Consider the following 24,015-nt stretch of genomic DNA (forward strand, 5'->3'; position numbering starts at 1 on the left):
CTCGCCCGTGGGCACCGCCCGCCGCACGGCCGTTCAGCTACTCGCGGCTGCCTCCGGCGGCCGCGTTTCGACTACTTCCGAATTTGCTCATCCGTCACATCCCTCGCGCAAGTACCTTCCGATAAGGGATCGATTCTGACAAGATCGTCCGCTATCCGGGGCCAGAGGTCCGGACGGGGGAGGAACAGGCACATGATCGGCTTCGTCGTGCGCCGGCTGCGTGGGCGACTGCCGCTCGCCGCCGCCGTGCTGCTGACCGTACTCATCGCCACGACCGCGCTGAGCGCGCTGCTCGCCTTCTCCCGTGGGGTGGACGAGGCCGGGCTCCGACAGGCGATCCACGGTCCGGGGCACGCTCGCACCACGGTGACGGTCACCGGAGAGCATCCGACGAGCAGCCGCGCCAAGGACGACGAGGCCGTACGCGCCTTCGCCACCGGACTGTTCGGCGGGCTGCCGGTCGACGTCCGGAGCGTGGCGCGAAGCCGCGCGTACGGGCTTCCCGGCCCCCGGGCCCCCGGCAAGGAAGCGGACCTGACCCTGCTCGCGGCCCTCGACCGGGATCGGGTACGGCTCCTGTCCGGCACGTGGCCCCGGCCGCTCGCGCACACCTCCTCCCGCGTCGAGGTGGCCGTGCCCCAGGCGGCCCTGAAACGGCTCGGGTTGACCGCCGACGCACTGCCCGCCGAGGTCGGGCTCGACGACCGCTACGGCGGGCCCCCGCTCACCGTCCGCGTGACCGGCGTCTACCGGGCGGCCGAACCGGACGCCCCGTACTGGCGCCTCGACCCGCTCGGCGGCCGGGAGCTCCAGGTCGGCGCGTTCACCACGTACGGCCCCCTGGTCACCGACGATTCCGCCTTCACCGCCGGCGGGCTCCCGCAGGACAGCCGCGCCGCCCTGCTGACCGCGGACTTCACCGCCGCCGGACCCTCCGACATCGAGACGGTCCGAACCGCCGCGACCCGCATCGACCCACGATCTTCGATCGGCGCCCCCCTCGCCGCCGCCGGACTCAAGGCGAAGACCGAACTGCCCGATCTGCTCACCGAGTTGACCTCGGCGCAGCGGGTCGCCCGCTCCACCCTGCTGGTCGGCGCCCTTCAGCTCGCGGTGCTCGCCGGCGCGGCCCTGCTGCTGGTCGCCCATCTGATGACGGACCGCAAGGAGGCCGAGCGGATCCTGCTGACCGCCCGGGGCGCCTCCCGCCGCCGGCTCGGGCTGCTCACCGCCGCCGAGTCACTGCTGCTCGCCCTCCCCGCCGCCGTGCTCGCGCCGCTCGTCACCCCGCCGCTGCTGCGCCTGGCCGGCCGGTTCGGGCCGCTGTCCCGGTTGTCCCTCGACTCCGCCGGCACCTGGTCGCTGTGGCCGGTGGCGGTCGGCTGCGCGCTGTTCTGCGTACTGCTGACCACCCTGCCCGTCGTGTTGCGCGGGGCGGCCGCAGCCGTGCTGCGCCGCAGTGGTTCCCGCCAGGCCGTCGTGGCCGGCGCCGCCCGCGCCGGCGGTGACCTCGCGCTGGTGGTCCTCGCCGTCCTCGCCTACCTCCAACTCGCCCGGTACAGCGGCGACGAGGGCCCGGCGGCGCAAGGCGGGGGCCTGGGGGTGGACCCGGTGCTGGTCGCCGCGCCGACCCTCGCGCTGTGCGCGGGCACCGTGCTCGTCCTGCGGTTGCTGCCCTTCGCCGCACGGCTGGGCGGCCGGATCGCCGCGCGGGGCCGCGGTCTCGGCCCCGCGCTCGTCGGCTGGCAGTTGGCCCGCCGCCCCAAGCGGGCCACGGGGCCCGTGCTGCTGCTGGTCCTCGCCGTCTCCAGCGGGGTCCTCGCGCTGGGGCAGCACACCGCCTGGACCGAATCCCAGCACGACCAGGCCGACTTCGTCACCGCGGGAGGGCTGCGGATCTCCGGCAGCGACCTGTCCGCGATGGGGCGGGCCGGCCGATACGCCACCCTGCCCGGCGGCGACAGGATGATCCCGGTGATCCGCGGCGAGCACTCCCTGCCCGGCGGGCGGGCCGGCACCCTGGTCGCGCTGGACGCTCCCGCCGCCGCCGAGCGGGTCCCGCTCCGGGAGGACCTGCGGGACGGGCGCGGCATGAGCGAACTGTTCGGGGCGCTCTCGCCGGCCGCCCCGGGCGCGAAGGGGATCGCCCTGCCCGGTCAGCCGCGACGGATCGACATCGACGTGTCCCTGGACTCCGGGGACGAGCCCGGCGGTCCCGGGATCGGCGTGCTGCTGCGCGACCGGTTCGGGCTGACGTACCGGGCGCCGATGCGTCAACTCCCCTCGAACGGGCCCACCATCGTCTCGGTCGACGTCGACGCCCTGGCCGACGCCCCGATCGGATCCGCCGCCGGCCCGTTGAGCATCATCGGCTTCGTCGTCACGTTCTCCCCCGACGCCCGGCCGCACGGCTCGCCCAAGCAGGTCGGCGGTGAGGTGACGGTGCGCGGTGTCGCCGTCTCGGACACCCGGGACGGCCCGGCCGTGCGGGTGGAGGCGGTCGCGCCGGCCTGGCACCTGACGGCCCCGACCACGACGAACGGGGTTCGGCCCGGCGCGCTCCGGGAGGGCGGCGGGGCGTTGGTACGGATGCGCTACCAGGACCCGCGCGACACGATCGGCCCGGTGCAGATCTCCGCGACCGCGGGCGGCCCGGCCGCCGCCGAGGTCCCCGGCGTCGCCACGCACGCGTACCTCCGTGCCATCGGCGCCGACGTCGGCGACCTGGTGACCGTCCCCCTGGGCAGCGATTCGCTGCCGGTCCGGATCACCTCCGCGGCGGACACCCTGCCCGTGGTCGGCGACACGGCCGTGGCCGTGGACCTGGCCACGCTCGGCCGGCTGTTCGCCGCGCAGGGCGGCAGGCAGGTCCCCCCGACCGACGAGTGGTGGCTGCCGGCCGCCTCCGCCGACGACCCCGCCCCGGCCCGGGCCGCCGCGGCGCTGCGGGCGGGCGCGGGGGTCCAGGAGGTGCGGCTGCGCGAGGAGGTCGTCGCCGGACTGCTCGACGACCCGCTGAGCGCGGGACCACAGGCCGCCCTCGCCGCGCTCGCGCTGGCCTGCGCGGTCCTGGCGGCGATCGGCTTCGCGGCCGCCGCCGCGGCGAACGCGCAGGAACGGTCCGGGGAGTTCGCCGTGCTGCTGGCCCTGGGCGCGCCGCGTCGGGCGTTGGCCCGGACGGCCGCCGCCGAGAGCGGCGTCCTGGTCGGCCTCGGAGCGGGGGTCGGTCTCGCGCTGGGGGCCGCCATCGTGCACCTGACGGTGCCGTTGGTGGTGCTGACGCCGGGGGCGCGCCGGCCGGTCCCGGAGGTTCTGGTGGATCTGCCCGGCACCACGACCCTGCTGCTGGTCGCGGGCATCGCCGCCGTGCCGATGCTGTCGACCGCGCTCGGCGGCCGGCGCAACCGCAACGCCCAGAGCGCGGCCGCCCGGCTGCGGCACGTGGAGGACATGTGACCAGCCCGGCCCCCGCGCCGCCGCCCCCGCACACCCGCCCCGCGCCGTGGGTGCGGACCCGGTTGCGTGCCGCGCCGCTGACCGCCCTGCTGGGCGCCGTCCTGGCCTTCGTCGCGGTGCTGCTCGCCGCCGGTCTGCCGCGCGCCCTGGACCGAGGCTCCGACCAGGCCCTGCGGTCCTTCCTTCGGGACCAGGGGCCCGGCTTCACGAGCCTGCTCGCCACCGCCCAGGCCGAGCCCGGTGCCCGCACGCCCGAGGGGTCGGACTCCGTACGGTCCCTCCTGCTGTCCCGCACCGGGAAGGATTTCGCGGTGGCGCCCGACGGCCCCGTGTCGGGCACCCGCGCGGTCAAACCGCGGACCCTGACGAACCCGGGGCTGCCGAGCCCGTACGAGGTGGCGCCGCAGATGAGCCTGCTGTACCTGCGCGACCTCTCCGCCCACACCCGACTCGTCGACGGTCGCTGGCCCGACGGCGGCACGCCGGACGGGCCGATCCCGATCGCCCTGTCCCAGGGCGCCGCCGACACCCTCGGCGTCAAGGTCGGCACGGTCCTGGACCCCACTCCGAGCATCTCGGGGCCGCTCAGCGCCCGGATCGTCGGCGTGTACCGCGTCGACGACCCGGCCGACCCCTTCTGGACCGACCTGCTGTGCGCGACCCGCGCCTGCCTCAACGGCAGCCGCAAGCAGTACTGGCAGACCTCCGCCGTGGTCGGGCCCGACGGCGCCGACCGGCTGGCGTCCTGGGGCGAACGCGCCGAGTACTTCTGGCGGTTGCCGGTGGACACCGACATCCTGCGCGCCGACCGGCTGCCCGCGGTCAAGGAGGCCGTCGCCTCCTACGTGGCCGGTCCCACCGCCACCGACCTGACCGTCGAATCCCGCCGGCCCGACCTGCGGATCACCTCGCGACTGCCCGAGCTGCTCGCCCGGGCCGAGGCCCGCCGGCAGGCCGCCGCGCCGCTCGCCGCGATCGGGCCCGCCGGAGTCGTCGGCGTCGCCCTCGTCGTGTTCTTCCTCGCCGCCGGACTGAGCGGGGACCGGCGGCTCGCCGAATTGCGGTTGCTGCTCGCCCGGGGCGGCTCGCGGTCCTCGATCGTCCGCCGGGTGCTGGCGGAAGGAGCCGTCTCGGTGCTCCCCGCGGCGGCGCTCGCGACGGCCGCCGCCGTGCTGCTGCTGCCCACTCCCCGCCTGCTGCCCGCCCTCCTCGCCGCGGCGGCCGTCACCCTCGTGCTGCTGACCGCCTTTCCCGTACGGGTGTTCGTGCTGCTGTCGCCGCCGCGGCCGCCCGCCCCACGCCGCCGACTGGTCGCGGAGCTGCTGGTGCTCGCCGCGACCGGCGCGGCGGTGTTCGAGGTCCGCGAACGCGGCGTCGCCCCGGCGGGACAGGGAGTCGACCCGCTGCTCGTCGCCGCCCCGCTGCTGCTGGCGCTCGCGGGCGGGCTGCTCCTGGCCCGGATCCAGCCGCCGCTCGTCGGGGCGCTGGCGCGGGCGGTGGGTCGCCGTCGCGGTGTGGTGGGCTTCCTGGGGGCGACCCGCGCGGCCCGCGGTTCCGGGGACCGCGCACGCCCTCCGGTACTGCCGCTGATCGCGCTGCTGCTCGCCGTCACCACCGGCGGATTCGGGGCCACCGTGCTGGCGGGGGTGGAGTCCGCCCGGGAGCGGGTGGCCCGGCTCGACGTGGGCGGCGACGCCCAGGTCGCCTCACCCGCGGGGGTACCCGTCCCGAAGGCCCTCGCGAAGGCGGCCGGCGAACTGCCCGGCGTACGGGCCTCGCTCACCCTGTGGGCGGACGCCGACGCGTACGTCTTCGACACCGACCGGGGCTCCGTCAAGGTCACGGTGATCGTCGCCGACCCGGTGGCCTACGCGGAGATCTCGCGGACCGTCGGACGCGGACGGTTCGATCCCGCCCTGCTCGCCGGCGGATCCCCCGCCGCCGTCCCCGCGCTGTTCAGCGAGGACCTGGTGGGGAAGGTCACCGACGGAACGCACCGCGTGCGCTTCGCCAACGACGAGGAGCTGCTCGCGAAGCCCGTCGCCCGGATCGACGGCACGCCCCTCCTGCAGGGCTCCGGCAAGGGCGTCATCGTGCTGCCGGCGGGCACGGCCACCGCCAGGATCCCCAAGGGTGCCCCGCCCACCCACTGGCTCGCGGTGGGAAGCATCGACGACGGGGCCCTGCGCGAGGTGGTCCGCACCCACGCCGGCCCGGCGGCCGACCGCTACCTCGTCCGCACGAGCGCCGCCACCGTCGCGAAGCTCGCCGACGACCCCCTCCAGCGGTCCGCGAGCCGGTTGTTCTGGGCCTCCTTGGCCGGCGCGGCGGGCTTCGCGGCGCTGGCCGTCCTGCTCACCCTGGCCCGGGCCACGCCCGAACGCGCCGCGCTGCTGGCCCGACTGCGCACCATGGGCCTGCGGCCGCGGCAGGGCGTGGCGTTGATCCTCGTCGAATCGTTGCCGCAGGCGGTCACCGCCGCGCTCGGCGGAGGTCTGATCGCGGCCGCCGCGGTCGCCCTGCTGGGTCCCGCGGTGGACCTGACGACCCTGGTCGGCTCTGCGGTCCCGACCGGGCTGGGCGTGCTCGTCCGGCCCGTGCTGGCTCAGTCGCTGGGTCTGGCCGCGCTGGTGGCACTGACCGTGCTCGCCGAGGCGGCGGTGTCCGGCCGGCGCCAGATCACCACCGAGTTGAGAGCGGGAGACCGACGTTGAACACCGAAGCCCCCACCTTCGAGGAGCTGCGCCGCAAGGCGGTGGCCGCCGCCGAGCCCCGCGGTCACGATCCCGCCCACGCCATCGTCTGCGACCGACTGGTGCGCATCTTCAGCTCCGACGGGGTCGAGGTGCAGGCCCTGCAGGGGCTGGAGCTGACCGTGACCCGGGGGGACCTGATCGCGCTGGTCGGCGCGTCCGGCAGCGGGAAGTCGACACTGTTGAACATCCTGGCGGGCCTGGACGTGCCGACGGCGGGCAAGGCCACCGTGGGCGGCCACGACCTGCTGGAGATGTCGGCGCGGGAGCGGCTGCGCTACCGGCGCGAGGCCGTGGGGTTCGTCTGGCAGCAGACCGCCCGCAACCTGCTGCCGTTCCTCACGGCCGCCCAGAACGTGGCACTGCCGATGCAGCTGAAGGACGGGAACGGGCGCGCGGCCCGCAAGCGCCAGACCGCGCGCGTCGCCGAGCTGTTGGCGGCCCTGGAGATCGGCGACCTGGCCGGGCGGCGGCCGAACGCGCTGTCCGGCGGGCAGCAGCAGCGCGTGGCCATCGCCGTGGCCATGGCCAACGACCCGGCGGTCCTGTTGGCGGACGAACCGACCGGCGAGCTGGACTCCGAGACCGGCGCCGCGATCTTCGAGACCTTCCGTACCGTGAACCGGGAGCTCGGCGCGACCGTGGTGATCGTGACGCACGACCCGATGGTCGCGGGAGAGGTCCGTCGCACGGTGGCCATCCGCGACGGTCGCACCAGCAGCGAGGTCCTGCGCCGCACCGTCACCGACGAGCACGGCGCGGAGTCCGTGAGCGAACGCGAGTACGTGATGCTGGACCGCACCGGGCGGGTGCAACTCCCGTACAAGTTCCTGGAGGCGCTGGGCATGGAGCACCGGGTGGCGGTCGACCTCGCCGCCGACCGCATCGAGGTTCGCCGCGACGATGCGCAGGACACCCCGGACACGGACTGACGCGCCCGGCGCCGAACGCCGTCGCGGGTGCGTGCGTCACTTCCGTGGGCCGGGTGTCGTTAGGCGCACGGGGTTGACTCGGGGGGCGAAGGGATGACGGAATGCGGCAGTTTCCTCTGGAGATGCACACCTTGGCGCCCGGAAGGGTGGTCGAGTGGCGTTTGCGGTCCACGGCGGCGGCGCAGGACGCCGACCGGGGCGATCCGTCGGGCAGGAGGGCGTCCTTCAACCAGGACAAGCACTTCACCGTCGCCGAGGAGAGCCGCGCCGCCGACGATCCGGTCGCGTCCTGGATCGCGGTGACCTTCGAGGTCGAGGGACCGCTCGACGAAACGGCGCTCAGTCGGGCGCTGTTGGCGTTCGTGGGCCGTCACGAGGTACTGCGCTGCGAGTTCCGCCGGCTGGCCGGCGAGCTGGCCTGCGCCCCGCTGTCCGCCGATGAACTCGCCCTCGAAACAGCCCAGGTGGGCGTCTTCGAGACGTCCGAGCTGCTGCGCGGTTTCCTCGTCGAACGGTTCAAACGCAGCATCGACACCCTGTCCTGGCCGCTGTTCACCATGGGCGCCGTGCTGCGTGAGGATTCGGCCACGGTGTACCTCGCCTTCGACCACATCGTGTGCGACGGCATGTCGATGCCGATCGTGGTGCACGAGGTGGAGACGGAGTACGAGGCGCTGTGCCGGGGCGAGAGCTCCGGTCTGCCCGCCACCGCGCCCAGTTATCTGGACTTCGCCGAGGAACAGCGGCGCCGGTACCTCTCCATCGGCGCGGACGACGAACGCCTGGGCTACTGGAAGTCGTTCATCGAGCGCAACGGCGAGTTCTTCCCGCGGTTCCCGCTCGATCTCGGCGTGCGGCCGGACCGGATGTACCCGATCGTCAACGAGGCGTCGCCGCTCCTGGACGCCACCGAGGCGGAGGTGTTCGAGAAGTCCTGTCTGGCGGTGGGCGGCAAGCCGTTCATGGGGCTGCTCGCGTCGGTCGCCGTGTGCCTGCGGGAGGCCGGCGGGCCCGGCGTGTACCGCGGGTTCATGCCGGTCAGCGAGCGCGGTCGGGACGCCTGGACCAACTCGGTGGGCTGGTTCGTGAACACCATGCCCATCGAGTTCGACGCCTCTCCGGGGCGGGACTTCACCCAGGTCATGACGCAGGTACGGGCCGGTTTCGGGGAGATGATCCGCCACATCGACGTGCCGTTCGTCAGGGCCTGGGAGTTGTTGGCGCCCGAGGAGTTCGCGGCGCGTTCGTGGCCGTACCCGGTGAACTTCTTCTCGTACATCGACATGCGCAAGTGTCGGGGCTCCGAGCGGCACGACGAGTGGCGGCCCACCTCCCACGTGTGGTCGGCGCGGGCGAACGGCGCCTGCTCCTGGTTCCAACGGGACGCGGACGGACTGCACATGAACTCCATCTACGTGGACACGGCGGCCGCCCGTCGCACCATGGGCGACTTCCAGGAGGCCCTGCGCCAGATGGTGCGGGACATCGCCCTGACCGGCGGGTTCCGCCGCCCGATCGCGCTCACCCCGCCCCGTCTGCCGGTCCGGCCCCGCGTCCAGACCTGAGCTCCCCCGGCCCGGCGGACGTCAGTCCGGCCGGGGTGCGGCCCGCGGACCGCTCCGCGGCAGGGCGGCTCCGACCGCGCGTGCCCGATGCCGGCTCAGCGCCCGGTCGCGGCCCGTGCCCGACGCAGCAACAGGGAACGCTCTCGGGCGTTGCGCGTCAGGGAGGCGGCCCGCTCGAACTCGACCCGGGCCTCCTCCCCGCGACCGAGGCGTTCCAGCAGATCGCCCCGCACGCTCGGCAGCAAGTGGTAGGCGGCGAGGGCCGGTTCACCCGCGAGGGCGTCGACCAGCGGCAGGGCGGCCTCGGGGCCCTCGGCCATGGAGACGGCGACGGCCCGGTTCAGTTCCACCACGGGGGACGGGATCAGCACGAGGAGTCGTCCGTACAGTGCGACGATCGTCGCCCAGTCGGTGTCCTCGTACCGGACGGCCGCGGCGTGACACCCGGCGATCGCGGCCTGCACGGAGTACGGGCCGGTGCCCGCGCGGCGCAGTGCCGCGACACCGCGCCCGATGAGCATGCGGTTCCACCGGGTCCGGTTCTGGTCGGCGAGCAGCACCGGCTCGCCGTCGGGCCCGGTGCGGGTGGCGATCCGGGAGGCCTGGAACTCCAGGAGGGCCACCAGCCCGTGCGTCTCGCTCTCCTCGGGCATCAGGCCGGCCAGCAATCGGGCCAGCCGCAGCGCGTCCTCGCACAGTGCCGGGCGGACCAGGTCGTCCCCGGCGGTGGCCGAGTAGCCCTCGTTGAAGACGAGGTAGATCACCTCCAGGACGGAGGCGAGCCGCTGCTCGCGGTCGGCGCCGTACGGAACCTCGAACGGCACGCCGGCCGTGGCCAGGGACCGCTTCGCCCGGACGATGCGTTGGGCGACGGTCGACTCGGAGGTGAGGAAGGCGCGGGCGATCTCCTGCGTGGTCAGCCCGCCCATCAGACGGAGTGTGAGCGCGACCCGGCCCTCCGTCTTCAGCACCGGATGGCAGGCGGTGAAGATCAGGCGCAACAGGTCGTCGTCGATGTCCTCCGGTTCGGCCGGCTCGGCGGGCGGCGGTACGTCCTCCAGGGTCCGGCCCACCTCGGCGAGTTTGCGGGCGTAGGCCTCCTTGCGGCGGACGAGATCGATCGCGCGGTGCCTGGCGGTGGTCGTCAACCAGGCGCCCGGCCGCTCCGGGACACCCTCCACGGGCCACTGCTCCAGCGCGGCGACCAGGGCGTCCTGGGCGATCTCCTCCGCGATGCCGACGTCGCGCACGATGCGCGTCACGCCGGCGATGATCCGCGCGGACTCGATCCTGAACACCGTTTCGACCGCTCGGGTCGTACTCACTGCCGTCACGGCCACCCATCAGAGCAGCCGTGACGAGGCAGGGCAAACAGGACGCCGCGAACGCGGCCGGATCAGCCTTCGACGATCTCGCGGAGCTCGGAGCCGACCGTCCAGGTGGTGGGGTGGAGCTCCAGGAACCGCTTGGTCCACTCCAGGGCCTCGGCCTTGTCCTTGCACTGCATGAGGGCGTAGCCGCCGATGACCTCCTTGGTCTCGGTGAAGGGGCCGTCGGTGTATCGGATCTTGCCGCCGGACCAGGTGACCCGGGTGCCCTCGGCGGTGGGGAGCAGGCCCGCGGTGTCGAGCATGACTCCGGCCTTGGTGATCTCCTCCAGGAGGGCGCCCATCCGCTGCTCGAACTCGGGGGTGAAGCCGTCGGTGGGCAGGTTCTGCTCGTCGATGCGGATCAGCGAAAGGAAGCGCGGCATGGTGACTCCTCGGTCGGGAGGGCGGGGGCTTTCCCCGCCTCTCACCCCTGCGTCGAACGGGAGACACCCGAATCGACAGTTCCGGGAAACTTTCTCCAGGGAGTTTCGGGACCGGCCCCGATCCGCCCCGATCCGCATTCTCACCACCGCGGCGGGTCGGGGCCGGCAGGCGGGGCCGCTCCCGTCCGAGTCGAGCCGGCCGCGGGCCTGGACGCACGGCGGCTACCCACGAGTAGGATCGCGGGCCCGGCCCCCTCACAAAGGATCCCCGATGTCGCGCACCCCCTCCTCGCCCCTGCTGCTCGCCGGTCTGCTGGCGGGCGCGGCGGTGGCGCACACGGTCGCGCCGAAGCGGTTCGACGCGACGGTCCCGCGCTCCCTGCCCGGCAGCCCCCGCCAGTGGACGTACGCGTCCGGCGTCGTCGAGCTGGCACTGGCCGCCGGCGTCGCACACCCGCGCACCCGGCGCGTGGCGGCGATGGCCACGGCGGCGTTCTTCGTCGGCGTCTTCCCCGCGAACGTCAAGATGGCCGCCGACGCCCGGAGCCAGTCCCCCGCCATCCGGGCCGTCGCCCTGGCACGACTGCCGCTCCAGGTGCCGTTGGTGCTGTGGGCCCGCAAGGTGGGTCGCGGAGCCACGACCCGCTGACACCCGGAACACCCCGACGCCCCCGACAACCGGAGCACCCCGACAACCGGCACACCCCGACGCCCCCGACAACCGGCACGCCCTGACAGCCCGACACCCCGAGGCGGCCGGCACCTGGAACCCACCGCATCCGAACGGGGCCCGGCGCCGGAAGTGCTCCACAGAGCCCCCGGTCGACGTCGGCGGATCGGGGGCTCGCCCTGTCAGGGGCTGTCGCCCGACCAGTCCCAGTGGTCCGGGTCGGCCGGCCGGCGACGGTAATGGGCGCGCCCGCCGGCCCCGTAGCGGCCTATCTCGGTGGGGAGGCGGGCCTCTTCGGCCAGTCTGGGGCCGCTCCAGCCGGTGATGTCGAGCAGCAGCCCGTCGAGGGGGCCGCCCACGAGCTCGCCGTAGACGTGCCCCGGGCGCGGGCCCGGGTCGGGGTCTTCGTGGTCGGCGCCGTAGACCCGGCGCCGCAGCATCCTGTCGTCCATCCGCCCAGGTTGACAGGGACCACTGACAACGGGCCCGGTCAGCCTTCCAGGAGGGCCTGCCCCACGTACTCCCCCGGCGCCGCGCCGGCGGGCACCACGAACAGCGCCGATGCCTCGTGGACGAGGTACCGGGAGAGGGCGTCCCCCCGGGCGAGCCGGTGCTGGACGGGGACGAAGCCCGTGCGCGGATCGGTCTACCAGGCCACGAACAGCATTCCGGCGTCCACCGTGCGGTCGGCGCGCATCCCGTCGTGATACGACCAGCCGCGCCGCAGCATCGTCGCGCCGGCGTTGCCGCGCGGCGCGGCCAGCCGAATGTGCGCGTTGGCCGCGATGACGGGAACGCCGTCGGGGCGCGCGGCGTCGAGGTCGACGGGGGTGTGTTCGGTGCCCCCGGTCAGGGGCGCCCCGTCCGACACGCGCCGTCCGACGGCCTGTTCGCGGTGGGCCTCGGGCAGGCCCTCCCAGTGGTCGAGGAGCATCCGGATCCGACGCAGGACCACGTACGACCCGCCCCGCAACCAGCCGGGCGCGCCCGGGGCGGTGACCAGGATCCGTGCGCGGTGCGCCGGGTCGCCGGCCGGTGTCGGGTTGGCGGTGCCGTCGAGCTGTCCCATGAGGTTGCGGTGCGTCCCGTCGGACGTCCCGGCTCCGGGTGGACGGGTGAACCCGGACATCACCCAGCGGATGAGGGCCGTCCCCCGGGTCAGTCGCTGGAGGGCGCGCAGCGCGTGGACCGCGACGAGGGGGTCGTCGGCGGCCACCTGGACGAAGAGGTCTCCGCCACCGCGGGCGGGGTCGAGGCGGTCGTCCGGGAAGGCGGGCAGCGGGGCCAGTGCCTCCGGTCGGGCCGCGGTCAACCCGAGGCGGTCGAAGAACTCCGGCCCGAACCCGAAGGTGACCGTGAGCGCGGCCGGACCGGCGCCGAGGGCGACCCCGGTGTCGGCTTCCCCCTCGACCGGCGGTTCTCCGCGGCTCATCCGCTCGGCGGCGCCGCTCCAGGCACGCAACAGACCGGCGGTGAGCGGGCGGTCGACACCGGGCAGCAGGTCGAGCGCGGCGAGGTGGGCGTACGGCTGGCGCCTGGTCAGGATGCCTGCCTGGGTGGGGCCGTGGAAGGGTATCCGCGCCTCGGGCTCACGCCGCCCGGCGTCCTTCGCGCTCTGCCCGGGGGCGGCCGTGGTGAGCACGGCGCCTCCCGCGGCGAGCGCGGCCAGCCCCCCGGCGCCGAGCAGGACCCGCCGTCGCGGCGGGGTCGCGGCGGGCCGGTCCGTCACTTCTCACCGTCGACCACCGGGTCGACGACACCGACCCACAGCTGGTTCAGCTCGGACACGTACCGACCGCCCTTTGTGTCCTGCGAGGCGACGAGCCGGGGTCCCGCGGCGTCGTCGAAGGGGACTCCGTCCTCCGAGACCGCGAGCAGCACCTGGCTCTTGGCGAAGGCGGGATCGATTTCGGCCCAGGCGAAGACGGCACGGTAGTCGCCGCCACCGGTCGCGGCGACGAAGCCGCGCAACTGGCCGTTCTTCTTTCCCTGGTCGAATCGGGGTTCCGCGGTCTTCAGGACGTCGTTCAGCAACACGCCTTGATAGGTGTGTTCCTGTTCCCCCTTGGCGCTGGTGAATTTCACGGCGGCCGAGGTCTGCGGCAGTTTGCGCAGCTCGGCGAGGGTGACGGTGTAGGGCTTGCCGACCTCGCCGGCCACCCGCACCTCACCGGGCTTCAGAGGGGCCTCGGATGTGGCCGGGGCGGAGGTCGAGGGCGCGGTGGAGGCCGGCGACGCGGCGCCCTCCTGGTACCCCTTGCCGTCGTCCGACTGTCCGCAGCCGGCGAGCAGCAGGCCGCCCGCCGCGAACACGGCTACCGCTCCGCCGCGATTCACGCTTCTGCGATTCATGCGAATTCCCATGGACGAACCCCTCCCGACGCGCCGACCAGCAGACTCGCAAATGCGAGGTGATCGGCCCTCCCACGGCTGAAATGCCGTGCGCAACATACATGAGGAGTCGCAGTTGCCACAGCGTCGCTTTTCCCCTCTGGAGCATTCACCGGAAATGCCGTCCGGACCTCCGTGAACAGGGCCCGGACCTTGGCGGAACCACCGAGTCCCGTAGGGTTTCCGCCGGCCCGTCGGGTCGCCCACCCATCGCGACGCAGGAGCGCAGCACATGGCACGTCTGGTACATCAGCCACGCGAGGACCAGGAGTTCGACTTCATCCTGGGCATGGCCCCCGGGGCGGTCCTCGGCTACTTCGTCGGTACCTGGCCCAAGGCCGTCGAGGCCTGCCGGGCCATGGACGTGCTGGTCGGCGAGGTGGCGCAGGAGTACGGGGCGCGGCTGACCGTCGTACGGACCGACATGACCCGCTGCCCCGAGGCCACGAGGCGCCACGAGGTGACCGGGGCCCCCACCGTCGTCATCGTCCGGGAGGGCCTGGCGGTGGCGAGCCACTCCGGGCCGATGGCGCGCGAGGAGCTCAGGGCCTTCCTGGACGCCCACGTCTGAGGGGCGACGGGTGCCCGTGGGGCCGTTCGGGTGACCTGGGGCGGTCTGGCCGAAAGTGGTATGGGTGAGATAGGTGCCTCAGGCATGTAATGGAGTCCGGCAAGACGGAACCATCGCTCGCGAGGTGCTGCATGTCAGAGACCGTTGCCTTTCCCCAGGACCGAACCTGTCCCTACCACCCGCCGACCGCCTACGAGCCACTGCGGGCGGGCCGGCCGCTCTCCCGGGTCACCCTCTTCGACGGCCGCTCCGTGTGGGTGGTCACCGGCCACGCCGAGGCGCGCGCCCTGCTCTCCGATCCCCGACTCTCCTCCGACCGGCTGAACTCGGACTTTCCCGCCCCGACCGAGCGGTTCAAGGGCCTGACGGGACGCCGGACCGCCCTGCTCGGGGTCGACGATCCGGAGCACAACACCCAGCGCCGGATGCTGATCCCCAGCTTCACCCTGAAGCGGACCGCCGCCCTTCGGCCGGCGATCCAGCAGACCGTGGACCGGCTGATCGACGAGATGACGGCGGCCGGCTCGCAGGCGGAGCTGGTCGGCGCCTTCGCCCTCCCGGTGCCGTCCATGGTGATCTGCGCCCTGCTCGGAGTCCCCTACGAGGACCACGAGTTCTTCGAGGGGCAGTCCCGGCGGCTGCTGCGGGGCCCCGACGTCGCCGACGTCGAGGAGGCACGCCGACAACTCGACGGCTATCTCACGGACCTGATCGCCCGCAAGCGCGCCGCCCCGGGCGACGGTTTGTTGGACGAGCTCATCGCCCGGCGGCTGGAGACCGGCGAGACGGACGTCGAGGAGCTGGTGGCGCTGGCCGTGATCCTGCTCGTCGCGGGTCACGAGACCACCGCGAACATGATCTCCCTCGGCACGTTCACCCTGCTGCGGCACCCCGGGCAACTGGCGGAGCTGCGCGCGGATCCGTCGCTGATCTCGGAGGCCGTGGAGGAGCTGATGCGGTTCCTGTCGATCGCCGACGGCATGCTGCGGGTGGCGACCGAGGACATCGAGGTCGGCGGGGTCACGATCGGCCCCGGCGACGGGGTGATCTTCTCCACCTCGGTCATCAACCGCGACGAGTCGGTGTTCGATCAGCCGGACGACCTGGACTGGCATCGGCCGGCCCGCCACCACCTGGCGTTCGGTTTCGGCATCCACCAGTGCCTCGGACAGAACCTGGCCCGCGCCGAGATGGAGATCGCCCTGGGCACGCTCTTCCGGCGGCTGCCCGGACTACGGCTGGCGGCCGATCCCGATCGGATCCCCTTCAAGCCCGGGGACACCATCCAGGGCATGATCGAACTGCCCGTGGCCTGGTGAGCGGCGTGCGGATCTCGATCGATCACGATGTCTGCATCGGGGCGGGCCAGTGCGCGCTGACCGCGCCGACGGTGTTCACGCAGGACGACGACGGATTGAGCGAGCTGCTGGCCGGACGGGAGGACGGCGCCGGCAGCCCCCTCGTCCGGGAGGCCGCGCGGGCCTGCCCGGTGGCGGCCATCTCCCTGGAGGACGTCTGAGGGTCCCGAACGGCCCGGGGGGCGGCGCGGCCGGTCGCTACGCGCGGAGCGCCTCGACCGCCCGTCCCTCCAGTTCCAGGCAGGCGTCCACGTGCTCCGCGCAGGCCTCGAACAGGGCCCGTCGCCCGTCGGCGTCGGAGTGCGGATCGCAGGTCCGCGCGAGGGCGGCGAGGGCGGACCAGTGCCCGGCGGACTCCCGGAAGAGTTCCGCCGCCTCCGGCCGCCCGACGAGGTCGAGGAAGTCCGCGTAGAGCGGCCGGGTGGCGCCCGGCGCGGTCCACTCCTCCTCCAGGCAGGCGTGGAGCCGGCCGGTGCCCGCCGCGAGGGCCTCGGGGGAAGCGCCGAAACGACGCTCCCAGCCCGTCTTCGTGGTCGTGTCGCGCAACTGCGCGGCGAACTTCTCCATGCCGGTGAAGCCGAAGTTGACGTCGAACTGGTTCCCCAGCACCGGGCCCGTGAGGTGGGTGACGGTGGCGGCGATGGCCCCGTCGACGTCCGGTTCCCCCTCCGGCGGGCCGGTGGGCACGATCAGCTGGTGGCGGCCCTTGCGATGGGCGGTCCAGGCCGCCCCGAACTCCTCGCGGTCGATCCGGTGCGGGGTCTCGGCCCCGTCCTCGATCAGCAGGTCGTCGCCGTCGTACCCGGCGATGACGACGGTGTACGGGTCGGCGCCGGTCATCTCGGCCTCGGGGTCGGGCTCGTGCCAGGGCAGCGAGGAGCGGTCGACGACGCAGAAGGCGGGCTGCCCCTCGTCGAGCGCGGCGCGGACGCGGCCCCAACGGGGCTTCATCGCCCGGGTGGCGTCGTACGGGACGCCCAGGCGGCCGAGGGCGACCTGCACCCAGGGCTCGGGGTGGGACTGGGCGACGATCGTCGCGATCGGCGTCCGTCCGGCGTACTCGAAGACGAAGTACATGAAGCCGATCCCGCCGGCCAGGCCCGCGACCAGTTCCTCGTCGTGGGCGCTGCCCAGGGCGTGGCGGATCAGGGAGGCCTCACGGTGGCGTCCGGTGCCGAAGTCTTCGTACACGAGCACAGTCATGCGGCCAGCCTAGCCGCGCGATCACCGGCTCCCGACCCGACTTCCTGTACAGTTGTCCAGGAAATCAACCAAGGGAGACAGCCGTGCACACGGTCGCTCAGGTCCTCATCGGCGCGGTCGCCGCACTGCACGTGTATTTCCTGGTCCTGGAGATGTTCCTGTGGCAGCGACCGCCCGGCCGGGCCCTGTCGGGGTTCGACGCGGACACCGCCCGTCTCACCGCCCCGCTCGCCGCCAACCAGGGGCTCTACAACGGTTTTCTGGCCGCAGGGCTGGTCTGGTCGCTGGTCATCGACTCGCTCGCCACGCAGGTCTTCTTCCTCGTCTGCGTGATCGTCGCGGGCGTCTACGGGGCCGCGACCGCCAACCGCCGGATCCTGATCGCCCAGGCCCTGCCCGGCGCCCTCGCCCTCGGCGCGGCGCTGTCGGCCGGGTGAACGCCCCGTGAGCACACCGGACTCCGCGCCGGAAACCGGCTCCGACCGGCCGGGCGGCAGGGAAGCGCGCGCACAGGACCCGCGGACCGCGCGCACCAAGGCCCGGCTGCGCGAGAGCCTGTTCGCGGCGTGCGCGGACCGCCCGTTGGCAGAGGTCGGCGTCTCGATGGTGGTCCGTCGGGCGGGTGTCGGGCGCGCGACGTTCTACCTGCACTACGAGGACCTCACCGCGCTGGCGGTGGACGCGTGCGCCGACGTGGTGCACGCGGCGGTCGACGCACTCCACGCCTGGCAGGGCACCCCGGGGGCGCTCCCCCCGACCAGACCCCCGGCGGCCCTGGCCGAGTTCCTCGCGGACGCGGCGGCCCGCGGCCCGCTCCACCGGGCACTGCTCCTCCCGGGAGGCGGCGGCCCGCTGGGCGACCGTCTGTACCGGGAGCTGCGCGCCCGGGCCCGGGCCGAGCGCGAGGCCGTGGGCGCCCCGCGCCCCGACCTCGTCGCCTCCGCGGTGGCCGCCACCTTCACCGGCGTCCTCGCGGACTGGCTGCACGAGCGCATCCCGGACTCCGACCCGGTGGAACTCGCGGACCGGCTCTGGCCGCTCCTCATGGCCCTGCACCGGGCGGGGTAGGCGGACCGGACCCGCGTCCGGGTACGCGTGAGCCCCGCCGGAGGAACCGGCGGGGCTCAGGTCACGGGCGGTCGGCCGCGTGAAGCGGTTACTGGAGGGTGGTCACCTGCTCCGCCTGCGGACCCTTGGGGCCCTGGGTGACGTCGTACTCGACCTTCGCGCCCTCGGCCAGCTCCTTGAAGCCGGTCGTCTGGATGGCGGAGAAGTGCACGAACACGTCGGGACCGCCGTCGTCCTGCTGGATGAACCCGAACCCCTTCTCCGAGTTGAACCACTTCACGATGCCAGTTGCCATCAGTACTGATCCTTCACAACGTTCCACTCGGGCCGCACGTGCGGCCGTCTCGATAGTGCCCACCCGTCGCCGTCGACACACCCCAGGCGCGGCCAACCGGGTCGGCTCGAACTTCTGGCCGAGTTGTCCGTGGCGGGAGTGAGCGGCGCCGGACCGTGCGGTCAGGAGCCGCCGTCGCCGGCGGACAACGACACGACCGGTCGGGCGGCGAGGGCGCCCGCGGCGGCCCGCCGGGGTCCCGCGGCCCGGCAGCCCAGGCAGTTCGCGTGTCCGGTGCGCGCGGTGGTGTCGCGGACGCGCCAGTCCCACTCGGACTCGGGGCGCGGTCCGCTCGGCTTGCCCCAGCCCGCGAGGTGCAGCAGCCAGGTGACGAGCCCCGCCACCGCGACCAGGGCGAGACCCAGCCAGATGCCCGGGGTCCAGGCGGCGCAGAGGGCGGCGCCCGCTCCGGTGGTGCCCAGCAGGGCGAGGGTCGTGCCGGTCCAGCCGGCCACGGTGTGGCCCATGTCTACGTGGCCGTGGGCGCTCATGATTCTCCCGGTGGAAGGGGCGGCAGTAGGCTCGGAACAGGATGGCTTACCTCACAAAGTAAGCATCTCACGAGCTAAGTTACTTAGATGCTAAGGAGAAATTGCGTGCAGGGCAAGCCCCGCCCCGCGGCCACGGCCGGGGAGGCGATCTCGCGCATGGACCAGTACGTCGCCCTCGGTGTGATCGGTCAGCAGGAGGTGGCGCAGCTCCTCGGGATCAACGTGACCGACCTGACCTGCCTGGGCCACGTCCTGGGCGCCGGGGAGACCCCCCTGTCCGCCGGCGAACTGGCCGAGCTGACCAACCTCACCACCGGCGCCGTCACCGGGGTGCTCAACCGCCTGGAACGGGCCGGCTATGCGCACCGGCGACCCGACCCGCGCGACCGGCGCCGCGTCCGGGTGGTGCCCGATCCGTCGGCTGCCGCCCGGATCTTCGCCGTGTACCAGCCCTTCTACGACCGCCTCGGCGCGGTGTTCGCCGAGTACACCCACGACGAGGTCGCGGTGATCGCGGACTGGTTCGGACGGGCGGCGGTGGAGGCCCGCGCCCATCTGGCCCAGGTCCGGGCCGGGGAGCTGGGGCTGCTCACCCCGTAGGACCGACTGGTAAAATGGGCGGGAAACGTGAAGCGCGGGCCCTTCGCCCGGTGCGGACGTGCACGACGAGCCGGGGCCCGTACCGAGGGGTACGGGCCCCGGCTCGTTGTCGTCCGCCCTCACGTTCCCCGCTCGCGTTGTGTTCTCTTCACGGAAGGTTCTGCATGAAGAACCCGTCGGCTCATGGGCGTTTCGGCATCAAGCCCGGCGCCAGGACAGGCAGCAAGTCCGGGGCCAAGGGCTCCGGCAAGACTCCCCGGACCCTCGGTCCGCAGGGTGAGTTCTCGATGCCCAGGACCGTCAGCCCGGCCCTCCCGCCGGTGACGTCGTTCGCGGAGCTCGACCTGCCTGCCGAGCTGGTGAAGACGATGGCCGACCTGGACGTGCGCGAGCCGTTCCCGATCCAGGCCGCCACCCTCCCCAACTCCCTCGCCGGACGGGACATCCTCGGGCGCGGTCGGACCGGGTCCGGCAAGACCCTGGCCTTCGGCCTGGCGCTGCTGGCACGCACGGCCGGACAGCGGGCCGACCCGAAGCGGCCGCTCGCGCTGATCCTCGTGCCGACGCGCGAGCTGGCCCAGCAGGTGACCGAGGCCCTCGCCCCGTACGCCGAAGCCCTGTCGCTGCGGATGGCCACCGTCGTGGGCGGCCTGTCCATCGGCCGACAGACGGGCACCCTGCGCACCGGCGCGGAGGTGGTCGTGGCGACCCCCGGACGCCTGAGCGACCTGATCGGCCGCAAGGACGTGCACCTGGAGCGGGTGCGGATCACCGTCCTCGACGAGGCCGACCAGATGTGTGACCTGGGCTTCATGCCGCAGGTCACCGAACTGCTCGACCAGGTGCACCACGCCGGCCAGCGGATGCTGTTCTCGGCCACCCTGGACCGCAACGTGGACCAACTGGTGCGCCGCTACCTGAAGGACCCGGTCTCGCACTCGGTGGACCCGCAGTCGGCCTCGGTCGGCACGATGGACCACCACGTGCTGCACATCCACGCGGCCGACAAGGTCTCGGCCGCGACCGAGATCGCCGCGCGGGACGGCCGGGTGCTGATGTTCCTCGACACCAAGCACGGCGTCGACCAGTTCGTGAAGCACCTGCGCGCCATGGGCGTACGGGCCGAGGGGCTGCACAGCGGGAAGTCCCAACCGCAGCGCACCCGCACGCTCGGGCAGTTCAAGGACGGGCTGATCGGGGTGCTGGTCGCCACCAACGTCGCGGCCCGCGGCATCCACATCGACGACCTCGACCTGGTGGTCAACGTGGACCCGCCGGCCGACAGCAAGGACTACCTGCACCGGGGCGGCCGGACGGCCCGCGCGGGCGAGTCCGGCAAGGTCGTCACCCTGGTCACGCCGAACCAGCGGCGGGACATCGTGCGTCTGATGGCCGACGCAAAGATCCGCCCGACCATCACCCAGGTCCGCTCCGGCGAGGCGGCGCTCAGCCGGATCACCGGCGCGAAGGCGCCGTCCGGGGTGCCGCTCGCCGGCGCGGCGGCGACCGACGCGAAGGGCCGACCCAGTGGGACGGACCTCGGTTTCCGGGGCATCGGCACCCGCCCCGGGCGCCCCGGGAAGGGCAAGGAGTCCCGCAAGACCATCGAGGCCAGGCAGCAGGCCGAGGCTCGGCGCGCGGCCCGGGTCCGCAAGGGTCTGTGACCCGACGGCATCGGATCGCGACAACGACACCGACCTGTCACCCCGGCGCCCGAGCCGTCGGCCGGGGTGACGCGGGTCAGGCCTCCGGCAGCTTGCGCAGGCGCTGAACGGCGGCGTTGCGCACCCGACGGGTACGGGCGGCGGAGGCGAGCAGGCCGAGGGCCGCGCGTGAGGTGAGCACTGCGACGGCGGTCCGCTGGCACCAGTCGGAGGCACCGGTGAGTTCCTGCGCCGACCAGAACTCGTCGACCGTGATCGACCTCAGCAGGCTCCACTCGTGGAGCCTGCGCGCCGGGAAGTCCAGGCCGCTCAGCACGTCCTCCATGGCCCGCGCCCAGGCGGGGAAGCCGTCGTCGTCCAGCAGGTGCGCGGCCCTGCGGTCGAGGTGGGTGACCACCGCGCTCTCCGCCATGACGCGGTCCGCGTCGCGCAGTACGGCGGCCACCGCCCCGGCCTCCGAGTGCCCGGCCGCGGCGGCCAGGGAGACCAGATGCCGGGTGTACGACCAGTACTCGGGCGCGGTCGACTCCTCGGCCCGAGGTTGCGAGGCGGCTCCCGGCGCCCCGTGCGGCTGGTTCTCGGCTCTCCCCATGACGTCCATTCCACACGACACCCGCGGACTTCCGGTTCCCGGGGTGGCGCCGGCGGCCTGGAGCGGGGGTGGGGTGTCAGCGGGCCGCACGGGCGGCTTCAGGGGCCAGGAGCAGCGCCTCCGCGCCGATCGGGCGGTATCCGGCGGCCTGGAAGGCGCGGATGCTGCGGGCGTTCCCGGCGGCCTGTTGGGCCCAGACGGGCGCCCCGTCCGGGACCAGGTGGCGGGCGGCCAGTGCCAGGGACCGGCCGAGGCCCTGGTGGCGCACGTCCTCGTCCACCTCGATCGCCGCCTCCCAGCGGTCGGCGATCCCGCGGCCGAGGACGAGTACGCCGCCGTCGGCGGACCAGACCCGTATGTCGTGCCGTCGTCGCAGGGCCCGACGGACCCGGGGGTGTTCCGGGTCGGCGATCTCGGACAGTTCCAGTGGCGGCGGGCCGGCGAGCGGAGCGGCGACGGTGAGCAGGTCGATGGTGTCGTGGCCGCGGCCGGTGCGGTCCAGGAACGCGGCGAGGAAGCGCGGGTTCATGGTGGCGGCGAGGCCGTCGCAGGTGAGGGCGGCGAGGGTGGAACGGACCCAGTCCGGGTCCTCGTCGGTGAACACCACGGAGTGGGCGGTGAAGGCGATGACGCCCGCGTCGCGTCCGCTCTCCTGGGGGACGACGGTCGTGCCGCCGTCGGGCGGTGGGAAGTGCCCGACGGCCGCCGCGTCGAGTATCTCCGTCAGGTTCGGACCCATGGTCGTGCTCGCTCTCCGGCCCGTCAGACCTGTTGTCGGTGGAACGACTTGACGGAGATCATGTCAGGGGCACTACAAGCGGGTCGGATCGGGGCGCCCCGCGTCGACCCGACCGCGTTTCCGGTCCCGGCGCCCGGCGCCCGGTCAGCGTTCGTGGGCCTCGTGTCCCCCGGTTCCCTGCCCGCCCTCGTGTCCCGGCTCGGGCAGCGGCGCTCCCGTCTCCAGCAGGGTCTTGAGGCTGGAGGCGAGCATCGGCCAGGCACGGCCGCACATGCCGATGAGGGTGCCTCCCGGCCTGAAGCCCTCGTGGCGGACGGTCAGTCGCGCGAGGGTGTCCCCGACCGGCTCGATCTCGTACGTGACCTCCGTGCGCGGCTCGCCGGCCAACTCGGCCCGCAGCTCCTCCCCGACGCCCACCGAGGCGGCCCACTGCGGGGTGAAGGTGTGCCAGGTGTAGGAGAGCCGACGGTTCGGCACGCAGTCGAGGACGACCTGGGCCGGATCACTGGTGCGGGCACCTCGCTCGATCCAGTCCATCGTCGAGCCCACCGCCCAGTCGGTCTCGAAACTGAGCCCCCAGTAGCGGCGGGTCAGGGCCGGCTCGGTGAGGGCCTGCCAGACCCGGTCGGGGTCGGCCTGGATGTAGAGGGTGTAGGTGATCGCGCTGTCGCTCATGTCCCCATGCTGGGGGACCGCGCACCGTTGGGGGCGGATTTCCCGGGCCGTGGTCGGGCGGTCACCAACGGGCGCCCTCCGGGGAGAGTTCCGTGGGCGGGGTGCGCGGCGGGACGGGGAGGCAGAGGTGGGTGCGGGCGGCGTGCACGGCGGCGAGTTCCTCGTGACCGGCGGGCCCCCAGTCGCTGAGCTCGCGGACCTGTTCGGGCGTGGCCAGGAGCCGGGCGTACGCCGGGTCACGGCTCGGGAGCACGACCGTGAGGCGGGCCGCGAAGCGGGCGTGGGCGCCCTGGTCGTCGTACCGGTACCCGATCGGGAAGGACCCGTTGGTGGATTCGGCCTCCGGGGCCGGCAGGTGGGCGGCGCCGGTGGCCCGGGCGATCAGCAGCACGACCCGGCCGTCGGGTGCGAACAGCCAACCGGCCCGCTCGCGCACCGGCAGGCCGGCGGGGACCGGGCCGCGGTGCCAGGTTCCGTGCCGCCGGATCCGGCGGGTGCGCAGTACGCCGAGCCGGTCCAGCGCGGTGGGGTTGGTGGGGCGGCCCGCCTCCAACAGCGCGGGGCCGCCGCCGTTGACGCGGGCCCGCAGGGCCGACAGTGCGCGGCGGGCGTCGCCCGCGTCCATCAGCGCGGGCAGGTCGGCCGGTTCGGCGAACTCGATGCCGGTGATCTCCTGGGCCGGGAGGCGGACGGCCCCGATGCGGTCGTTGCTCCAGGTCCCGCCGTCGTACACGTGGAGGATCTCGCCGGGGAAGCACATCTCGGCGGGGAAGCCGGGGGTGTCGGCGGGGATCCAGTCCACGGCGAGCCCCTGCGGATAGCGGCCCTCGACCCCGAGTTCCTCGCGCATCTCGCGGGCGGCCGCGGCGGCCGGCGATTCCCCGGCGTCGACCGCGCCGCCGGGCAGCAGCCGGTCGGGACGGTAGTCGACGGTCTGGAGGAGGATCCGGCCGTCCGGGTCGGTGACGAGCACGACGGCCGCGGTCCAGAGCGTGGCGCGCGAGGCCCCGTACTCCGCGGGTGTCATCCAGGTACCCGCGCGCTCGGCGTCATCGGTCAGCTGCGGCATTGGAACTCCGTTCACCGTGGGTGGACCCGCCGGCTGTGCAACAGCGGGCGTGGCCCCCGGGTTACGACGCCCCCACACCCCGGCCTGCCGGATGACTCGATTCCGCTTTACCTGATCCATACCTGCTTATT

At 73.7% G+C, this 24,015-nt stretch carries 24 protein-coding genes; 12 read left to right on the forward strand and 12 right to left on the reverse strand.

Annotated elements, in window-relative coordinates:
* Positions 1 to 192 precede the first annotated feature (192 nt).
* The 4 genes from ACFYW3_RS13885 (at position 193) to ACFYW3_RS13900 (ending at position 8,706) form a co-directional block, all read left to right on the forward strand.
* On the forward strand, positions 193 to 3,456 hold the full coding sequence (locus ACFYW3_RS13885) for an FtsX-like permease family protein (RefSeq protein WP_389386354.1): 3,264 nt from the start codon (positions 193 to 195) through the stop codon (positions 3,454 to 3,456).
* Positions 3,453 to 6,170, forward strand: a complete 2,718-nt coding sequence (locus tag ACFYW3_RS13890) for a hypothetical protein (protein WP_389386355.1) — start codon at positions 3,453 to 3,455, stop codon at positions 6,168 to 6,170. The genes ACFYW3_RS13885 and ACFYW3_RS13890 overlap by 4 nt, the downstream gene beginning before the upstream one ends.
* The gene (locus ACFYW3_RS13895; RefSeq protein WP_351751037.1) at positions 6,167 to 7,141 is read left to right on the forward strand and encodes an ABC transporter ATP-binding protein; all 975 of its coding nucleotides are present in this window, start codon (positions 6,167 to 6,169) and stop codon (positions 7,139 to 7,141) included. Before ACFYW3_RS13890 ends, ACFYW3_RS13895 begins: the two co-directional genes overlap by 4 nt.
* 101 nt (positions 7,142 to 7,242) lie before the next feature.
* Positions 7,243 to 8,706 (forward strand): condensation domain-containing protein, encoded by a 1,464-nt coding sequence (locus ACFYW3_RS13900; protein ID WP_351751039.1) that lies wholly within the window; start codon positions 7,243 to 7,245, stop codon positions 8,704 to 8,706.
* Between the two features lie 95 nt (positions 8,707 to 8,801).
* Here the strand turns inward: ACFYW3_RS13900 and ACFYW3_RS13905 are convergent, their stop codons facing one another.
* On the reverse strand, positions 8,802 to 10,031 hold the full coding sequence (locus ACFYW3_RS13905; RefSeq protein ID WP_351751041.1) for an RNA polymerase sigma factor: 1,230 nt from the start codon (positions 10,029 to 10,031) through the stop codon (positions 8,802 to 8,804).
* Between the two features lie 71 nt (positions 10,032 to 10,102).
* On the reverse strand, positions 10,103 to 10,459 hold the full coding sequence (locus ACFYW3_RS13910) for a YciI family protein (protein WP_351751042.1): 357 nt from the start codon (positions 10,457 to 10,459) through the stop codon (positions 10,103 to 10,105).
* 271 nt (positions 10,460 to 10,730) lie between these two features.
* Here ACFYW3_RS13910 and ACFYW3_RS13915 point away from each other — a divergent pair, with 271 nt between their 5' ends.
* Positions 10,731 to 11,108, forward strand: a complete 378-nt coding sequence (locus tag ACFYW3_RS13915) for a hypothetical protein (protein WP_389386356.1) — start codon at positions 10,731 to 10,733, stop codon at positions 11,106 to 11,108.
* Positions 11,109 to 11,311: 203 nt separating this feature from the next.
* Here ACFYW3_RS13915 and ACFYW3_RS13920 read toward each other — a convergent pair whose 3' ends face one another.
* The 3 genes from ACFYW3_RS13920 to ACFYW3_RS13930 all read right to left on the reverse strand — a co-directional run bounded on the left by ACFYW3_RS13920 (position 11,312) and on the right by ACFYW3_RS13930 (position 13,481).
* Complete coding sequence (locus ACFYW3_RS13920; protein ID WP_351379504.1) at positions 11,312 to 11,581, reverse strand: hypothetical protein; 270 nt, start codon at positions 11,579 to 11,581, stop codon at positions 11,312 to 11,314.
* Positions 11,582 to 11,775: 194 nt separating this feature from the next.
* Positions 11,776 to 12,858, reverse strand: a complete 1,083-nt coding sequence (locus ACFYW3_RS13925; protein ID WP_389386357.1) for a Dyp-type peroxidase — start codon at positions 12,856 to 12,858, stop codon at positions 11,776 to 11,778.
* Entirely contained in the window at positions 12,855 to 13,481 is a 627-nt protein-coding gene (locus ACFYW3_RS13930) for a molybdopterin-dependent oxidoreductase (protein ID WP_389386358.1), read from the reverse strand. Before ACFYW3_RS13930 ends, ACFYW3_RS13925 begins: the two co-directional genes overlap by 4 nt.
* Before the next feature lie 271 nt (positions 13,482 to 13,752).
* On the opposite strand from ACFYW3_RS13930, the gene ACFYW3_RS13935 reads away from it, so the two are divergent.
* The 3 genes from ACFYW3_RS13935 to ACFYW3_RS13945 all read left to right on the forward strand — a co-directional run bounded on the left by ACFYW3_RS13935 (position 13,753) and on the right by ACFYW3_RS13945 (position 15,610).
* Positions 13,753 to 14,091, forward strand: a complete 339-nt coding sequence (locus tag ACFYW3_RS13935; RefSeq protein ID WP_351751048.1) for a thioredoxin domain-containing protein — start codon at positions 13,753 to 13,755, stop codon at positions 14,089 to 14,091.
* A 131-nt stretch (positions 14,092 to 14,222) separates the two neighbouring features.
* Positions 14,223 to 15,410, forward strand: a complete 1,188-nt coding sequence (locus ACFYW3_RS13940; RefSeq protein WP_078999392.1) for a cytochrome P450 — start codon at positions 14,223 to 14,225, stop codon at positions 15,408 to 15,410.
* Between the two features lie 5 nt (positions 15,411 to 15,415).
* Complete coding sequence (locus ACFYW3_RS13945) at positions 15,416 to 15,610, forward strand: ferredoxin (RefSeq protein ID WP_351751052.1); 195 nt, start codon at positions 15,416 to 15,418, stop codon at positions 15,608 to 15,610.
* Positions 15,611 to 15,647: 37 nt separating this feature from the next.
* Here ACFYW3_RS13945 and ACFYW3_RS13950 read toward each other — a convergent pair whose 3' ends face one another.
* Positions 15,648 to 16,652, reverse strand: a complete 1,005-nt coding sequence (locus ACFYW3_RS13950; RefSeq protein WP_389386359.1) for a BtrH N-terminal domain-containing protein — start codon at positions 16,650 to 16,652, stop codon at positions 15,648 to 15,650.
* A gap of 83 nt (positions 16,653 to 16,735) precedes the next feature.
* Here ACFYW3_RS13950 and ACFYW3_RS13955 point away from each other — a divergent pair, with 83 nt between their 5' ends.
* Both ACFYW3_RS13955 and ACFYW3_RS13960 read left to right on the forward strand, forming a co-directional pair.
* Positions 16,736 to 17,089 (forward strand): DUF1304 domain-containing protein, encoded by a 354-nt coding sequence (locus ACFYW3_RS13955; protein ID WP_351751055.1) that lies wholly within the window; start codon positions 16,736 to 16,738, stop codon positions 17,087 to 17,089.
* A gap of 106 nt (positions 17,090 to 17,195) precedes the next feature.
* Entirely contained in the window at positions 17,196 to 17,720 is a 525-nt protein-coding gene (locus ACFYW3_RS13960; RefSeq protein WP_351751164.1) for a TetR/AcrR family transcriptional regulator, read from the forward strand.
* Between the two features lie 88 nt (positions 17,721 to 17,808).
* On the opposite strand, the gene ACFYW3_RS13965 is transcribed toward ACFYW3_RS13960, so the two are convergent.
* Both ACFYW3_RS13965 and ACFYW3_RS13970 read right to left on the reverse strand, forming a co-directional pair.
* On the reverse strand, positions 17,809 to 18,015 hold the full coding sequence (locus ACFYW3_RS13965; RefSeq protein ID WP_351751056.1) for a cold-shock protein: 207 nt from the start codon (positions 18,013 to 18,015) through the stop codon (positions 17,809 to 17,811).
* Between the two features lie 161 nt (positions 18,016 to 18,176).
* The gene (locus ACFYW3_RS13970) at positions 18,177 to 18,545 is read right to left on the reverse strand and encodes an HGxxPAAW family protein (RefSeq protein WP_351751057.1); all 369 of its coding nucleotides are present in this window, start codon (positions 18,543 to 18,545) and stop codon (positions 18,177 to 18,179) included.
* 105 nt (positions 18,546 to 18,650) lie between these two features.
* Here ACFYW3_RS13970 and ACFYW3_RS13975 point away from each other — a divergent pair, with 105 nt between their 5' ends.
* Together ACFYW3_RS13975 and ACFYW3_RS13980 are read left to right on the forward strand one after the other, a co-directional pair.
* Positions 18,651 to 19,145, forward strand: coding sequence for a MarR family transcriptional regulator (locus tag ACFYW3_RS13975; protein ID WP_351751059.1), 495 nt, complete (start codon positions 18,651 to 18,653; stop codon positions 19,143 to 19,145).
* 164 nt (positions 19,146 to 19,309) lie between these two features.
* Positions 19,310 to 20,809 carry a DEAD/DEAH box helicase gene (locus tag ACFYW3_RS13980; protein WP_389386360.1) on the forward strand — a complete coding sequence of 500 codons (1,500 nt, stop codon included), beginning with the start codon at positions 19,310 to 19,312 and terminating at the stop codon, positions 20,807 to 20,809.
* 76 nt (positions 20,810 to 20,885) lie between these two features.
* Here the strand turns inward: ACFYW3_RS13980 and ACFYW3_RS13985 are convergent, their stop codons facing one another.
* The 4 genes from ACFYW3_RS13985 to ACFYW3_RS14000 all read right to left on the reverse strand — a co-directional run bounded on the left by ACFYW3_RS13985 (position 20,886) and on the right by ACFYW3_RS14000 (position 23,884).
* Complete coding sequence (locus tag ACFYW3_RS13985; RefSeq protein ID WP_389386361.1) at positions 20,886 to 21,401, reverse strand: hypothetical protein; 516 nt, start codon at positions 21,399 to 21,401, stop codon at positions 20,886 to 20,888.
* 76 nt (positions 21,402 to 21,477) lie between these two features.
* The gene (locus ACFYW3_RS13990; RefSeq protein WP_389386362.1) at positions 21,478 to 22,140 is read right to left on the reverse strand and encodes a GNAT family N-acetyltransferase; all 663 of its coding nucleotides are present in this window, start codon (positions 22,138 to 22,140) and stop codon (positions 21,478 to 21,480) included.
* A gap of 144 nt (positions 22,141 to 22,284) precedes the next feature.
* Entirely contained in the window at positions 22,285 to 22,815 is a 531-nt protein-coding gene (locus ACFYW3_RS13995; protein WP_351751064.1) for an SRPBCC family protein, read from the reverse strand.
* Positions 22,816 to 22,876: 61 nt separating this feature from the next.
* Positions 22,877 to 23,884: an NUDIX domain-containing protein gene (locus ACFYW3_RS14000; protein WP_389386363.1), complete on the reverse strand. Its 1,008-nt coding sequence runs from the start codon at positions 23,882 to 23,884 to the stop codon at positions 22,877 to 22,879.
* Between the last annotated feature and the right edge of the window lie 131 nt (positions 23,885 to 24,015).

The sequence above is a fragment of the Streptomyces sp. NPDC002602 genome (assembly GCF_042889445.1).
Taxonomy (GTDB): domain Bacteria; phylum Actinomycetota; class Actinomycetes; order Streptomycetales; family Streptomycetaceae; genus Streptomyces.